This is a genomic window from Paenibacillus sp. RS8 (assembly GCF_041956825.1).
Lineage (GTDB): Bacteria > Bacillota > Bacilli > Paenibacillales > Paenibacillaceae > Paenibacillus_AQ.
On record NZ_CP168131.1, the window covers coordinates 1,530,809 to 1,546,485 of the forward strand.

Below are 15,677 nucleotides of genomic sequence, written 5' to 3' on the forward strand. Positions count from 1 at the left end.
CAATCTATACACATGTGGGTAGGCTTAATTTTATGCTATTTAATAGGGTTATCCACATATTAGACGCCCCTACTACTAATACTATTAAATAACTATAATAATTCATCATGTAAAGACGCGTAATAAAGAACAGCAAATACAACGAAATCCCCAATTTTTCAGCTAGGAGTGAAATCATGAAAATAAGCATTCTTAAAAACGAGCTCAACGAATCCATTCAACACGTATCCAAAGCTATCTCCAGTAGAACGACGATCCCAATTCTGACCGGTATTAAGCTGGAAGTTAGCCATCAAGGCGTCACACTAACTGCAAGCGACACCGATATTTCCATCCAATCGTTTATTCCAGCAGAGAATGACAGCCATACGATCGTGAAGATAGACCAGCCAGGAAGTGTAGTTCTTCCCGCTAAGTTTTTCGTCGAGATTATTAAGAAGCTGCCCTCCAAAGAGATTCACATGGAAGTTAAAGAAGGATTCCAAACGTATATTTCTTCTGGATCCACGGAGATTCAGATCGTAGGTTTAGACCCTGAAGAATTCCCGGTGTTACCGAGTATTGAGGAGAACGATACCATCTCCCTGCCAGGTGATTTGCTGAAAAATATGATTAAACAAACCGCTTTTTCTATTTCTACCCAAGAGACAACTCCGATTTTAACAGGTATACTGTGGAATCTGGCTGATAATGAGTTTAAGTTCACAGCGACAGACCGTCACCGCTTAGCTACAAGAGCAGCAAGACTAGAAGGTACGGAGAATGTCCAATTTGCAAATATCGTAATCGCCGGTAAAACCCTTAATGAGCTAAGTAAAATTATCCCTGATCAAAATATGCTTGTTGATATTGTGGTTGCGGACAATCAAGTTCTCTTTAAAATCGACAAAGTACTGTTCTATTCACGGATCCTTGATGGAATTTATCCGGATACTTCTAGAATTATTCCAACAACCTACAAAACAGAACTAACTTTGGACACAAAAAAATTAAGCGAATCGATTGATCGCGCTTATTTGCTGTCCCGTGAAGAAAAAACCAATATTGTGCGCATGCAGACGCTTGAACAAGGCGGCATTGAAATTTCTTCTAGCTCTTCTGAGCTTGGTAAAGTTCGTGAGGAACTTGAAGTCATTGATTTCAAAGGTGAACCTCTCAAAATATCTTTCAACTCCAAATATATGCTCGATGTCTTAAAAGTTATTGAGAGTGAGCAGCTTGTCATAGCATTTACAGGAATGATGAGTCCGATCATTTTGAAGCCACTTGACCAAACGAATAGCTTGTATATCATTTTGCCTTACCGTACAACAAATTAATGCCAACATTCATGAACATGTGGATAAGTGGCTGAAAGGATAAAAACCATGAAAAAAATACTTATCCACAGTGGATATATTAAGCTGGATCAATTCCTGAAACTTTCTGATTGTGTATCCACAGGTGGAATGGCTAAAGCTTTACTGCAAGAAGGACATGTACTGGTTAACGGAGAAGTAGAGGAACGACGTGGAAGAAAGCTGTATCCGGGTGACCAAATTGAAGTGCAGGATAACGGCACCTTTCAGGTTGAAGGTGGAGGAGTTAAAGAGGAGTAGGCTAGGGGAGGAACCATTTCGTGTTTGTTAAAAATATCGGTCTGCAGCATTATCGAAATTACGGGCTGCTGCGTCTGGAGAGCCTGGGCGATGTCAATCTGATTCTGGGTCAGAACGCCCAAGGCAAAACAAACCTCATGGAGGCATTGTTCGTCCTGGCGATGACCAAAAGCCACCGCACCTCGAAAGATCGCGAACTTATTTCATTCGATGCCCCTGGAGACGCTGCTCAGATCATTGCCGAGGTAGAACGTAAGTACGGCGATCTCAAGCTAGAGCTCACCCTTTCTGCCAAAGGTAAAAAAGCTAAGATTAACGGTTTAGAACAACGGCGCCTTAGTGAGTTTGTAGGATCACTTAATGTGGTCATGTTTGCACCGGAAGATTTAGAGATTGTAAAAGGCACACCTGGCATCAGACGGCGTTTTCTTGATATGGAGATTGGCCAAGTCCAGCCCAGTTATCTATTTCACCTCCAGCAGTATCAAAAGATTCTCTTACAAAGGGGCAATTTGCTGAAGCAGTTGTGGGGGAAAGAGGCAGCGGGAAAAGATCTTTTGGAAATCTGGGATGCTCAACTTGTGGAGCACGGTGTTAAAATCGTAAAAAAAAGGAAACAATTCATAAAGAAGCTGCAAATATGGGCTGAAAGCATACACCGGGGGATTACGAACGGCGGAGAAGAACTGAAATTGCTCTATGTCCCCTCTTTCGGCGATCGTGATGAGGAAGATGAAGCTGTCTTATTAGACAATTTTATGTTAAAGTTATCACAAACGAGAGAACAAGAAATCAGGCGCGGCATGACGCTGACGGGTCCCCATCGGGATGACCTGTCCTTTTTTATCAACGGAAGGGAAGCTCAGGTCTACGGTTCTCAGGGACAGCAGCGTACCACGGCTTTATCGCTCAAGCTGGCGGAAATCGAGCTGATCCATGAAGAAATCGGAGAATATCCTGTGCTGCTTCTTGATGATGTTTTATCCGAGCTTGATCCTTACCGACAGACCCAGCTTATTGAAACCTTTCAAAGCAAGGTACAGACATTCATTACCGCTACCGGAATTGAGGGTCTGAATGCCGATAAATTAAAAGGCGCCAGCCTATATCATGTTCATGATGGAAAAGTGGAGTTATAAAGAGCGGAGGAAGATCATGTATATTCATTTGGGCGGGGAGAAGATTATTCGCTCTTCGGAGTTAATTGCAATATTTGATATTTCGATTGAGAAATCTTCCAAGGTGTCTAAGCAATTCGTCATTCACTCTGAGCAGGACAAGAAGCTTGAGCGGATTGGTGAAGAGGAAGCAAAATCTATTGTCGTAACTAAAAATATCGTGTATTACTCCCCCATTTCCTCCTCCACTCTCAAAAAAAGAGCCAAAATTTTGCTCGAGATATAACTTGCGTTTAGTAACAAAGAGATAATCTGAAAGAAGTAGGTGAAGGCATGTCAATGAATCAACCGACATATGATGAGAGCCAGATTCAGGTACTAGAAGGGCTAGAAGCTGTCCGGAAACGTCCGGGCATGTATATTGGTTCCACTAGTTCTAAAGGTCTCCATCACTTGGTGTGGGAGGTCGTAGATAATAGTATCGATGAAGCCCTAGCAGGTTATTGTGACCGGATTCAAGTGATTATTCATGAGGATAACGGGATTACTGTTATCGATAATGGACGTGGCATACCTGTAGGTGAAAATGAAAAACTTAAAAAGTCGACGCTTGAAGTTGTAATGACAGTACTGCATGCAGGCGGTAAATTCGGCGGCGGCGGATATAAAGTATCAGGCGGCTTACACGGTGTGGGTATCTCCGTAGTAAATGCCTTGTCTGAGAAGGTTGTTGTTAATGTTAAGCGTGATGGGCATGTTTATCAGCAGGAATACAGACGTGGTGCACCACAGTATGAGATCAAGGTTGTTGGAGATACGGACGAGACAGGTACGACTACAACTTTTCATCCAGACCCTGAAATCTTTACTGAAACCACGGTCTTTGAATATGCGACATTGCTTACACGTATTCGTGAGCTAGCTTTTCTTAACAAAGGAATCGAGCTTTCACTGCATGATGAGCGGACCGATGTTACCAACGTGTTCAAATACGAGGGTGGTATCGTTGAATATGTGAAATATTTGAATGAGAAAAAAGAAGCGCTGCACGAGGAACCAATCTACGTGGAAGGCTCACGAGATATGATCCAGGTTGAAGTAGCTCTCCAATACAATGATTCGTATACAGAGAACATCTACTCTTTTGCGAATAATATTAATACTCATGAGGGCGGAACGCATGAATCCGGCTTCAAAAGTGCGCTAACACGTATCATCAACGATTATGCCCGTAAAGCGGGTGTGCTGAAGGATGGTAATTCAAATCTGACTGGTGACGACGTGCGTGAAGGATTGACAGCGATTATTTCTGTCAAAATTCCAGAGCCTCAGTTCGAAGGTCAAACGAAGACTAAGCTCGGAAATAGTGAAGTACGCGGAATTGTAGAATCACTGTTCGGAGAGAAATTGCAGGAATTCCTAGAAGAGAATCCAGCAGTATCTCGCCGTGTCCTTGAAAAGTCGCTTTCAGCTTCACGTGCACGAGAAGCTGCTCGTAAGGCTCGTGAGTTAACACGCCGTAAGAGTGCGCTTGAAGTCAGTGCACTACCTGGTAAACTTGCAGACTGTTCATCCAAGGATGCGTCTATCAGCGAATTGTATATCGTCGAAGGTGACTCTGCGGGGGGATCGGCCAAGCAAGGCCGGGATCGTCATTTCCAAGCGATTCTACCACTGCGTGGTAAGATCCTAAACGTAGAAAAAGCTCGCTTAGACCGTATTCTATCCAACGCGGAAATTCGGGCGATCATTACGGCTCTGGGTACAGGGATCAGTGATGATTTTGATCTATCAAAGGCTCGTTACCATAAAGTCGTTATTATGACGGATGCCGACGTCGATGGAGCTCATATTAGAACTCTGTTGTTGACATTCTTCTACCGTTACATGCGGAAGCTAGTAGATGCAGGTTATATCTATATCGCACAACCGCCATTGTTCAAGATAGAGCGCAACAAAGTGATCCGTTATGCAGGAAGCGAGAAGGAACGCGATGAGATTATCGCTTCTTTTGGAGAAAATGTTAAGGTCAATGTCCAACGCTACAAAGGTTTGGGTGAAATGAATGCTACCCAGCTGTGGGACACGACGATGGATCCTGAAGCGCGTATGATGTTGCAAGTAACGATTGAAGATGCGATGCTCGCTGATAGTATTTTTGATACGCTGATGGGCGATAATGTTGAACCAAGGCGTGACTTTATCCATGAGCATGCGAAAGACGTCAGATATCTTGATGTGTAAGAATAAAATATAAGGATAATGTATAACGTGAAACTTATACCTACTTATATTTTTAACAAAACCTCCGGCTTCTGTTCCTAATGGAATTAGAATGCTGGAGGTTTTTTTGATTTCAGAGCTGTTTTTTGATTTCAGAGCTGTTTTTTTAGGCCTTGGTGATTTGTTTGTTGCGGGTAGTGTATGGAGATTTTCTAGCTTTTACACGCCCGTATGCTACAGCATAGCGGTGTATTCTACGATAGATAGATTTATCAGGAAATAACTTAAATATAACTATGGATGGAAGGGTGTTGACCTCAAGCAGCCACATATCCATATGCTGATCCATGGCAATATCCAGACCGATTTCTTTAATCCCTGGATAAGTAGTTTCCAATTGGCCTGCAATTTGCACGCCTAAAGATTTTAATTGATTAACGGTGGAGAGTGTTTCAGAAGGGTTCATATGACTTTTTAATAATGTATTTACTGACACAATACTGCCTCCGTTATGATAATTGGTGACGATTTTCTGAGGGGCAGCCACTCTTCCGAGCATTCCTGTCGTTTCCCATGCGCCTGACGGACTTTTTTGGGCAAGAACTCGAAGGTCGAAGGGGCGGTCTTGATAACGTAGAAGGTCAATTCCCTTTTGGATCAGGTAGGTACGGTTCTGAATTCGTTTCTGTAAGGCTTCATGCAGCTCTTCGGGGGAGAAGAAAACTTCTGCCGTTTTTGCATATCTTAAAATATATAGAAGCTGTGTTTCTTGTTGTTCTATCTCCTCGTTATCGGTGGTGGCATTTTTTTCAGACTTCCGCTGGCTAGGGCTCAAAATCACCGTACGCTGCTCGGCTCTCATTACACCAATGCCAAAGCTTCCGCGGTCAGGTTTAATATAGACCATTGTATATAACGCAAGCATTTCTTTAAGAACACTTAAATCGTATTTACGAGTATCCGGTACATATAGAGATAGAGATTGATTTTGAAGAATGACTTTTGTTTTTGCCCATTTACTTGGGACACGTTGAATCTTCATTATCTTCCTCCTTAACAATTTTTTGCAGCATTTGGTCTTTTGAATTCCTTTGTACAAAACTTGCTTTGGAAGCATAATCTTTGACGGCTGAAAATCAGGACAAGCTACCTAAACAATGGTATAATATAAGGATATGGGGTTATGCCTTATCGAACGATACTAGGATAATAAAACCGTGTTTCTTGTCTTTACAGTCTATGTACTAAAGACATTTGCGGAAAGGGCGAATACCCTAACCAACGCAAAAGAAATCAATATTAGAAGATAAAAGGCTATCATGTTTAATTGTGCTACTTTTGTGAAAGTAATATAATTAAGGGTAGCGGTTTTTTAACTGAAGGAGGTCCAGCAATTCATGGCTGAACAAAATAACCCACAAGTCAAAGATCGGGACATTGGCGTGGAAATGCGTGAATCCTTTATGGATTACGCAATGAGCATCATTGTTAGTCGGGCTTTGCCAGATGTGCGGGACGGACTCAAGCCGGTTCACCGACGCATTTTGTTTGCGATGTCGGAACTTGGAATGTCTGCGGATAAGCCTCATAAGAAATCGGCAAGAATCGTCGGTGAGGTTATCGGTAAGTACCACCCTCACGGTGACTCAGCCGTCTATGAAACAATGGTACGGATGGCTCAGGATTTCTCTATGCGCTATATGCTTGTGGACGGTCACGGGAACTTTGGTTCGATTGATGGTGATATGGCTGCAGCGATGCGTTATACAGAAGCCCGTCTTTCCAAGATTGCAGGCGAAATGCTTCGAGATTTGAACAAAGAAACAGTTGATTTCGCACCCAACTATGATGGTGAAGAGCATGAGCCAGTTGTATTGCCAGCTCGTTATCCGAACCTGCTCGTGAACGGGGTATCTGGTATTGCTGTAGGTATGGCTACTAATATCCCACCGCATAACCTAGGTGAAGTTATCGATGGTGTGCAGGCGATGATTAAGAATCCCGATATCACACCTATGGAATTGATGGAGTATATCCAAGGCCCTGACTTCCCTACGGCTGGATATATTTTGGGTCGTGAGGGCATTCGTCAGGCTTATCGTACGGGGCGTGGTTCCGTGACCATGCGTGCCAAGGCAACAATTGAAGAGAACAACGGTAAGGCTCGCATCATTGTACATGAGCTGCCATATCAGGTAAACAAGGCAAGACTGGTTGAAAAAATCGCAGAATTAGTACGTGAGAAACGGATCGAGGGTATAACGGATCTTCGAGATGAGTCTGACCGTAACGGTATGCGTGTAGTTGTTGAGATGAGACGTGATGTGAATCCAAATGTTGTGTTGAACAATCTATATAAACATACTTCAATGCAATCCACATTTGGGATCAACATGCTTGCCATCGTCAACAACGAGCCGAAAATTCTTAATCTGCGTGATGTGCTCTATCATTATTTGCAGCACCAGATTGAAGTTATTCGTCGTCGTACAATATTTGATCTTAAAAAAGCTGAAGCACGCGCTCATATTCTAGAAGGTCTGCGTATTGCGCTGGATCATCTGGATGAAGTTATTGCGTTAATCCGCGCTTCGCGGACAACGGATATAGCCCGTGACGGATTGATGAGCACCTTTAGCCTCAGTGTAGAGCAGGCTCAAGCAATCCTCGACATGCGGATGCAGCGTCTGACCGGTCTGGAACGGGAAAAAATCGAGAATGAATATAACGAATTGTTAGCTAAAATTGCAGAGTACCGTGAAATTTTGGCGAATGAGCATCTCGTACTGGAAATCATCAGCAACGAGTTGCAGGATATTCGTGATAGATATTCTGATGATCGCCGGACAGAGATTACGGTTGGTGAAGAAAGTATCCTCGATGAAGACCTTATTCCACGTGAAGAGGTTGTTATCACTATTACGCATACTGGATACATCAAACGTCTGCCTGTCAGCACTTACCGCAGCCAGAAGCGTGGGGGCCGCGGAGTAATGGGGATGGACACCAAGGACCAAGATTTTGTGGAGCATCTCTTCGTGAGTAACTCTCATAACTATCTGATGTTCTTTACCGATAAGGGTAAGGTGTACCGGATTAAGGCTTATGAGATCCCAGAGCTGGGACGTACTGCGCGTGGGACACCAATCATCAACCTGATTCAAATTGAACAAGGTGAGAAGATTAGTGCCGTTATCCAGGTGGAAGAGAGCGATAGTGACAAGTACTTGTTCTTTGCTACCCGCGAAGGTATCGTGAAGAAGACGCCACTTGAGGATTACAATAACATCCGCAAAGGCGGACTTATCGCTATTAATCTTCGGGAAGAGGATTCCCTGATTGAGGTTAAGCTGACAGATGGTCAGCAAAATCTTATTATCGGTACAGCACGCGGAATGTCGATTACGTTCTCAGAGAATGATGTTCGTTCTATGGGTCGTAGCGCAACTGGCGTGAAGGGTATTACACTCGATAGTAATGACCATGTCATTGGTATGGACTGTGTCGATAAGGAGCTTGAGGTTCTGATTGTTACTAGCAAGGGTTATGGTAAACGGACACCAGCCGGCGACTATCGTTCCCAGACTCGTGGCGGTAAAGGAATCAAGACCATTAATCTCACTGAGAAGAATGGACCTGTAGTTGGTCTTAAAGTTGTTAAGAACGACGAAGACTTAATGATCATTACTACAAGCGGTACCTTGATTCGTACCAGCATGGATGGAATTTCTACTATGGGTCGTTATGCGCAAGGGGTTAAGCTAATTAACATCCGCGAGGATGATGCTGTGGCTACCCTGTGCAGAGCCGATAAGAATGAAGAGGACGAAATGTCTGAAGATATAGAAGGCCTCGAGGACCAAGTAACAGTTGATGAATCTGGCGATATAGATCAGCCGGAAACAATCGCTGAAGATCAAGAGGATAACTTAGAATAGTTTATATTCAATAAAGAGCAAGGGGTTCTATTACAGAACCCCTTGCTCTTTTTACTGTGATTAATTAATAGTTAGTTATTTTATGAAATGTAATGAGTAATTTTTAAAAGAATAGTTTTCATTGCACTAGTCGCTTCCTTTTATCCGTACTATAATTAGCCGATAGAGTATAAATCAGTATATAAAGTACTATTTTCTCAGAAATTATCTGTCATATTAGATTTGGGTAATCCTGAGCTTATTGTTATAGAAATTAAGGGGCTGAGTATATGCCAAATGTATTGGTTGGAGAAGTTAAAGCGGGCTCAAAGATAATCAAAGATGTAATTACACCTTTGGGTGGGATTTTGTTTACCAAGGGAAAAATACTACTCCCCCGTGATCTAGAAATTTTGGAAGCTTTCTTAGTTGGGCAAGTGGAGATCGAGGGTGTTCAAGGAGAGGGCAACTCTGATGCTGCCAAAAAAAACTCGAAGCAGACATCACTTAAAGCCGGAGCCATTATAAATGAATCAATGCTGATTAAGAACAATTCCCCACTACACGATGAATATGACAAAATGATCGGACTTATTAGGACAAGCTATCGTTCGGTAACGGCAGCCTCTCTTCCTATTTTTGAGTTACGGAGTCAGTTAGAGGTACTAATTAGTCATTTGAAGGATTATCATGTCTTGAAGTTTTCTCCACGTACGCTAAAAGACGAGGATTACAACTATCACAATGCCGTATTGTCCGCGTTAACATCATATAAGATTGCTCAGTGGTGCGGGTATCCGCAAAAGGATTGGATGCAGATCGCTTTTGCTGGATTGCTGCATGATATCGGAAACGCAAAAGTAGATAGTTCTCTTTTACATAAGCCGGAGTCACTTAATAGTGCTGAAATAGAAGAGGTTCGCAGACATACTACATATGGCTATCAATTATTACGTAATGTCACAGCGATTAATGAAGGGGTAAGACTAACAGCATTGCAGCATCATGAGAAGGTCGATGGGTCTGGTTATCCACTTAAGCTAGAAGGTAGCCAGATTCACTTTTACGCTAAAGTAGTTGCGGTAGCAGATATATTCCATGCTATGACTTTGGAAAGAGCTTATAGAAAGGCACAGTCCCCTTATCTAGTATTAGAACAGATTATGACTGAAAGCTTTGGTAAGCTTGACCCAGTCGTTGTACAGACCTTTATACAGAAGAGCACTGATTTATTTAATGGAACCAGAATACGTTTGAGCGATGGGCGTCACGGGGAGATCATATTCACTGATCGTGCGAATCCTACACGTCCTATGATTAAGGTAGAGGGTACAATTGTTAACTTAATGTTGGAGCGGGAGCTATATATTCAAGAGATTATTTCTTAGTGTAGTAAGTATTGAAAGACTTCAGAGCTGAGGCTGTGCTGCCTAGTGCGTAAGAGTATATTTAGGATCATTGGTAGCACAGTCTCTTATTTATAGATTATATTAAAAAAAGTGTTGCAATCAATCTCTATACATGATATATTCTAAGTCCGGCCAAGAAATACACATGCCGAGCTCGAAAAAGAAGTTAAAAAAAGAGCTTGACATTAAATAGCCGAACATGATATAGTATAAGAGTTGCTGCTGAGACATTAAGCGGCGCCAACGAGAACTTGATCTTTGAAAACTGAACAACGAGTGAGTAGGAAATCACGAAAGTGAAATCCAAAATTAGAGAATTAATTTTCTCGTCAGATGTTTCAAAATGAGCATATCGCTCTTTTCAATACTAATTGGAGAGTTTGATCCTGGCTCAGGACGAACGCTGGCGGCGTGCCTAATACATGCAAGTCGAGCGGAGTTATTTTGAAAGCTTGCTTTCAAAATAACTTAGCGGCGGACGGGTGAGTAACACGTAGGCAACCTGCCCTTTAGACTGGGATAACTACCGGAAACGGTAGCTAATACCGGATAATTTCTTTTTTCTCCTGAAGAAAGAATGAAAGACGGAGCAATCTGTCACTGAGGGATGGGCCTGCGGCGCATTAGCTAGTTGGTGGGGTAACGGCCCACCAAGGCGACGATGCGTAGCCGACCTGAGAGGGTGAACGGCCACACTGGGACTGAGACACGGCCCAGACTCCTACGGGAGGCAGCAGTAGGGAATCTTCCGCAATGGACGAAAGTCTGACGGAGCAACGCCGCGTGAGTGATGAAGGTTTTCGGATCGTAAAGCTCTGTTGCCAGGGAAGAACGTCCGGTAGAGTAACTGCTATCGGAGTGACGGTACCTGAGAAGAAAGCCCCGGCTAACTACGTGCCAGCAGCCGCGGTAATACGTAGGGGGCAAGCGTTGTCCGGAATTATTGGGCGTAAAGCGCGCGCAGGCGGTCATTTAAGTCTGGTGTTTAAACCTTGGGCTCAACCTAAGGTCGCACTGGAAACTGGGTGACTTGAGTACAGAAGAGGAAAGTGGAATTCCACGTGTAGCGGTGAAATGCGTAGATATGTGGAGGAACACCAGTGGCGAAGGCGACTTTCTGGGCTGTAACTGACGCTGAGGCGCGAAAGCGTGGGGAGCAAACAGGATTAGATACCCTGGTAGTCCACGCCGTAAACGATGAGTGCTAGGTGTTAGGGGTTTCGATACCCTTGGTGCCGAAGTTAACACAGTAAGCACTCCGCCTGGGGAGTACGGTCGCAAGACTGAAACTCAAAGGAATTGACGGGGACCCGCACAAGCAGTGGAGTATGTGGTTTAATTCGAAGCAACGCGAAGAACCTTACCAGGTCTTGACATCCCTCTGAATCTGCTAGAGATAGCAGCGGCCTTCGGGACAGAGGAGACAGGTGGTGCATGGTTGTCGTCAGCTCGTGTCGTGAGATGTTGGGTTAAGTCCCGCAACGAGCGCAACCCTTAACTTTAGTTGCCAGCAAGTAATGTTGGGCACTCTAGAGTGACTGCCGGTGACAAACCGGAGGAAGGTGGGGATGACGTCAAATCATCATGCCCCTTATGACCTGGGCTACACACGTACTACAATGGCCGGTACAACGGGAAGCGAAGCCGCGAGGTGGAGCCAATCCCATCAAAGCCGGTCTCAGTTCGGATTGCAGGCTGCAACTCGCCTGCATGAAGTCGGAATTGCTAGTAATCGCGGATCAGCATGCCGCGGTGAATACGTTCCCGGGTCTTGTACACACCGCCCGTCACACCACGAGAGTTTACAACACCCGAAGTCGGTGGGGTAACCCGCAAGGGAGCCAGCCGCCGAAGGTGGGGTAGATGATTGGGGTGAAGTCGTAACAAGGTAGCCGTATCGGAAGGTGCGGCTGGATCACCTCCTTTCTATGGAGAATCGTCTTCTGCAATGAAGACATTCAAATCGGAAGTTAAACTTCCACAATCTCAGGTTTAGGCCTGTTACTCACTCGTTGCTCAGTTTTGAGAGTTTAAGCTCTCAAGTAAGACTTGATCCTTGAAAACTGGATACCGAAACGAATTTGCGTTTTAGAACATCTTTTAGCAACTTGTGCAAACAAGTAAATGTTATTAGTGAGATGATTCCAAAAGAGATATCGTATGATATTTTCCTGCGGAAAAATCATGGTTAAGCTAATAAGAGCACACGGAGGATGCCTAGGCGCCAGGAGCCGACGAAGGACGTGGCGAACAACGAAACTGCCTCGGGGAGCTGTAAGCAAGCTTTGATCCGGGGGTGTCCGAATGGGGAAACCCAGCTGTGGTAATTCGCAGTTACTCATACCTGAATACATAGGGTATGTAGAGGCAGACCAGGGGAACTGAAACATCTAAGTACCCTGAGGAAGAGAAAACAATAGTGATTCCGTCAGTAGCGGCGAGCGAACGCGGAACAGCCTAAACCTAAGAGCTTGCTCTTAGGGGTTGTGGGACGTCTCACATGGAGTTACAAAGGAATATGGTAGGTGAAGAGGTCTGGAAAGGCCCGCGATAGAGGTAAAAGCCCTGTAACCTAAACTGTGTTCTCTCCGAGACGGATCCCGAGTAGTGCGGGGCACGTGAAACCCCGTATGAATCCAGCAGGACCATCTGCTAAGGCTAAATACTACCTGGCGACCGATAGTGAAACAGTACCGTGAGGGAAAGGTGAAAAGCACCCCGGAAGGGGAGTGAAATAGAACCTGAAACCGTGTGCTTACAAAAAGTCAGAGCCCTATCTATGGGTGATGGCGTGCCTTTTGTAGAATGAACCGGCGAGTTACGTTTAACATGCAAGGTTAAGTCGAGAAGACGGAGCCGCAGCGAAAGCGAGTCTGAATAGGGCGATTGAGTATGTGGACGTAGACCCGAAACCGTGTGATCTACCCCTGTCCAGGGTGAAGGTGCGGTAACACGCACTGGAGGCCCGAACCCACGCACGTTGAAAAGTGCGGGGATGAGGTGGGGGTAGCGGAGAAATTCCAATCGAACTCGGAGATAGCTGGTTCTCCCCGAAATAGCTTTAGGGCTAGCCTCGGTATAAGAGTAGTGGAGGTAGAGCACTGATTGGGTGCGGGGTCCGCAAGGATTACCAAGCTCAGTCAAACTCCGAATGCCATATACTTATTGCCGGGAGTCAGACAGTGAGTGCTAAGATCCATTGTCAAAAGGGAAACAGCCCAGACCATCAGCTAAGGTCCCCAAGTGTGTGTTAAGTGGGAAAGGATGTGGAGTTGCACAGACAACCAGGATGTTGGCTTAGAAGCAGCCACCATTGAAAGAGTGCGTAATAGCTCACTGGTCGAGTGACTCTGCGCCGAAAATGTAACGGGGCTAAACACACCACCGAAGCTATGGCTAGATACTATGTATCTGGGGTAGGGGAGCGTTGTATGTGGGTTGAAGGTGTACCGTAAGGAGCGCTGGACAGCATACAAGTGAGAATGCCGGTATGAGTAACGAAAAGATCAGTGAGAATCTGATCCGCCGAAAGCCCAAGGTTTCCTGAGGAAGGCTCGTCCGCTCAGGGTAAGTCGGGACCTAAGGCGAGGCCGAAAGGCGTAGTCGAAGGACAACAGTTTGAAATTACTGTACCACCGTAATCCGCTATGAGCGATGGGGTGACGCAGGAGGGTAGTGACGCGGACTGATGGATATGTCCGTCTAAGCAGTGAGGCTGATGTGTAGGCAAATCCGCACATCGTTAAGGCTGGGCTGTGATGGGGAGCGAAAATTGTAGTAGCGAAGGTCATGATCTCACACTGCCAAGAAAAGCCTCTAGCCAGGAGAAGGTGCCCGTACCGCAAACCGACACAGGTAGGCGAGAAGAGAATTCTAAGGCGCGCGGAAGAACTCTCGTTAAGGAACTCGGCAAAATGACCCCGTAACTTCGGGAGAAGGGGTGCCCCGGTAGTGTGAATAGCACGAGGGGGCCGCAGTGAAAAGGCCCAAGCGACTGTTTAGCAAAAACACAGGTCTGTGCGAAGCCGCAAGGCGAAGTATACGGGCTGACGCCTGCCCGGTGCTGGAAGGTTAAGGGGAGTGGTTAGGGGTAACCCGAAGCTATGAACCGAAGCCCCAGTAAACGGCGGCCGTAACTATAACGGTCCTAAGGTAGCGAAATTCCTTGTCAGGTAAATTCTGACCCGCACGAATGGCGTAACGACTTGGGCGCTGTCTCAACGAGAGATCCGGTGAAATTTTAATACCTGTGAAGATGCAGGTTACCCGCGACAAGACGGAAAGACCCCATGGAGCTTTACTGCAGCTTGATATTGAATTTGGGTACGATCTGTACAGGATAGGTGGGAGCCGTAGAAATCGGAGCGCAAGCTTCGGTGGAGGCGCCGTTGGGATACCACCCTGATCGTATCTAGGTTCTAACCTAGTGCCCTAATCGGGTACGGGGACCGTGTCAGGCGGGCAGTTTGACTGGGGCGGTCGCCTCCTAAAGAGTAACGGAGGCGTTCCAAGGTTCCCTCAGAATGGTTGGAAATCATTCGAAGAGTGCAAAGGCATAAGGGAGCTTGACTGCGAGACCTACAAGTCGAGCAGGGACGAAAGTCGGACTTAGTGATCCGGTGGTACCGCATGGAAGGGCCATCGCTCAACGGATAAAAGCTACCCTGGGGATAACAGGCTTATCTCCCCCAAGAGTCCACATCGACGGGGAGGTTTGGCACCTCGATGTCGGCTCATCGCATCCTGGGGCTGAAGTAGGTCCCAAGGGTTGGGCTGTTCGCCCATTAAAGCGGTACGCGAGCTGGGTTCAGAACGTCGTGAGACAGTTCGGTCCCTATCTGTCGTGGGCGCAGGAAATTTGAGAGGAGCTGTCCTTAGTACGAGAGGACCGGGATGGACGTACCGCTGGTGCACCAGTTGTTTCGCCAGAAGCATGGCTGGGTAGCTACGTACGGACGGGATAAGCGCTGAAAGCATCTAAGCGTGAAGCCCCCCTCAAGATGAGATTTCCCAATTAGTAAGACCCCTTGAAGACGACGAGGTAGATAGGTTGGAGGTGGAAGTGCAGCAATGCATGGAGCTGACCAATACTAATCGGTCGAGGGCTTATCCTATACTTAAAACGCAAATTCAATTCGGATTCAGTTTTCAGGCATCAAGCCTGTAACACGCTTAGAAATTTATTCTCACTTCTGGTGATGAACCAAATTTCACGCGGCAGCGTCTGTTTCACAGACGCATGTTTGGTGGCGATAGCGGAGGGGTTCCACGCGTACCCATCCCGAACACGACCGTTAAGCCCTCCAGCGCCGATGGTACTTGGACCGAAGGGTCCTGGGAGAGTAGGACGTTGCCAAGCACGCAAGACCACTGTTGAGTTATCGACAGTGGTCTTTTTGTTGTATCTATTTT

Annotated in this window: 8 protein-coding genes and 3 rRNA genes; 10 read left to right on the plus strand and 1 reads right to left on the minus strand. The window is 45.6% G+C overall.

Features of this window, described 5'->3' with window-relative positions:
- The first annotated feature begins 176 nt into the window (after positions 1-176).
- From dnaN to gyrB, 5 genes are read left to right on the plus strand one after another with little or no spacing between them, the layout of a single operon-like run.
- Entirely contained in the window at positions 177-1,319 is a 1,143-nt protein-coding gene (dnaN, locus tag ACDZ28_RS08105; RefSeq protein WP_042123045.1) for a DNA polymerase III subunit beta, read from the plus strand.
- A gap of 48 nt (positions 1,320-1,367) precedes the next feature.
- Positions 1,368-1,598, plus strand: coding sequence for a S4 domain-containing protein YaaA (yaaA, locus tag ACDZ28_RS08110; RefSeq protein ID WP_042123047.1), 231 nt, complete (start codon positions 1,368-1,370; stop codon positions 1,596-1,598).
- Between the two features lie 20 nt (positions 1,599-1,618).
- Positions 1,619-2,737 (plus strand): DNA replication/repair protein RecF, encoded by a 1,119-nt coding sequence (gene recF, locus ACDZ28_RS08115; RefSeq protein WP_042123050.1) that lies wholly within the window; start codon positions 1,619-1,621, stop codon positions 2,735-2,737.
- A gap of 16 nt (positions 2,738-2,753) precedes the next feature.
- Positions 2,754-3,002, plus strand: a complete 249-nt coding sequence (gene remB / locus ACDZ28_RS08120) for an extracellular matrix regulator RemB (RefSeq protein WP_036677731.1) — start codon at positions 2,754-2,756, stop codon at positions 3,000-3,002.
- Between the two features lie 47 nt (positions 3,003-3,049).
- On the plus strand, positions 3,050-4,960 hold the full coding sequence (gyrB, locus tag ACDZ28_RS08125) for a DNA topoisomerase (ATP-hydrolyzing) subunit B (protein ID WP_042123053.1): 1,911 nt from the start codon (positions 3,050-3,052) through the stop codon (positions 4,958-4,960).
- Positions 4,961-5,105: 145 nt separating this feature from the next.
- On the opposite strand, the gene ACDZ28_RS08130 is transcribed toward gyrB, so the two are convergent.
- Entirely contained in the window at positions 5,106-5,981 is an 876-nt protein-coding gene (locus tag ACDZ28_RS08130; RefSeq protein WP_375104422.1) for a YheC/YheD family protein, read from the minus strand.
- A gap of 355 nt (positions 5,982-6,336) precedes the next feature.
- On the opposite strand from ACDZ28_RS08130, the gene gyrA reads away from it, so the two are divergent.
- From gyrA to rrf, 5 genes are all read left to right on the plus strand, one after another.
- On the plus strand, positions 6,337-8,877 hold the full coding sequence (gene gyrA / locus ACDZ28_RS08135) for a DNA gyrase subunit A (RefSeq protein WP_042123056.1): 2,541 nt from the start codon (positions 6,337-6,339) through the stop codon (positions 8,875-8,877).
- Positions 8,878-9,146: 269 nt separating this feature from the next.
- On the plus strand, positions 9,147-10,244 hold the full coding sequence (locus tag ACDZ28_RS08140; RefSeq protein WP_375104423.1) for an HD-GYP domain-containing protein: 1,098 nt from the start codon (positions 9,147-9,149) through the stop codon (positions 10,242-10,244).
- Between the two features lie 389 nt (positions 10,245-10,633).
- A 16S ribosomal RNA gene (locus ACDZ28_RS08145) occupies positions 10,634-12,191 on the plus strand.
- Positions 12,192-12,451: 260 nt separating this feature from the next.
- A 23S ribosomal RNA gene (locus ACDZ28_RS08150) occupies positions 12,452-15,379 on the plus strand.
- A gap of 128 nt (positions 15,380-15,507) precedes the next feature.
- Positions 15,508-15,624, plus strand: a 5S ribosomal RNA gene (gene rrf / locus ACDZ28_RS08155).
- The 16S, 23S and 5S rRNA genes sit together here, the layout of an rRNA operon.
- Positions 15,625-15,677: the final 53 nt, after the last annotated feature.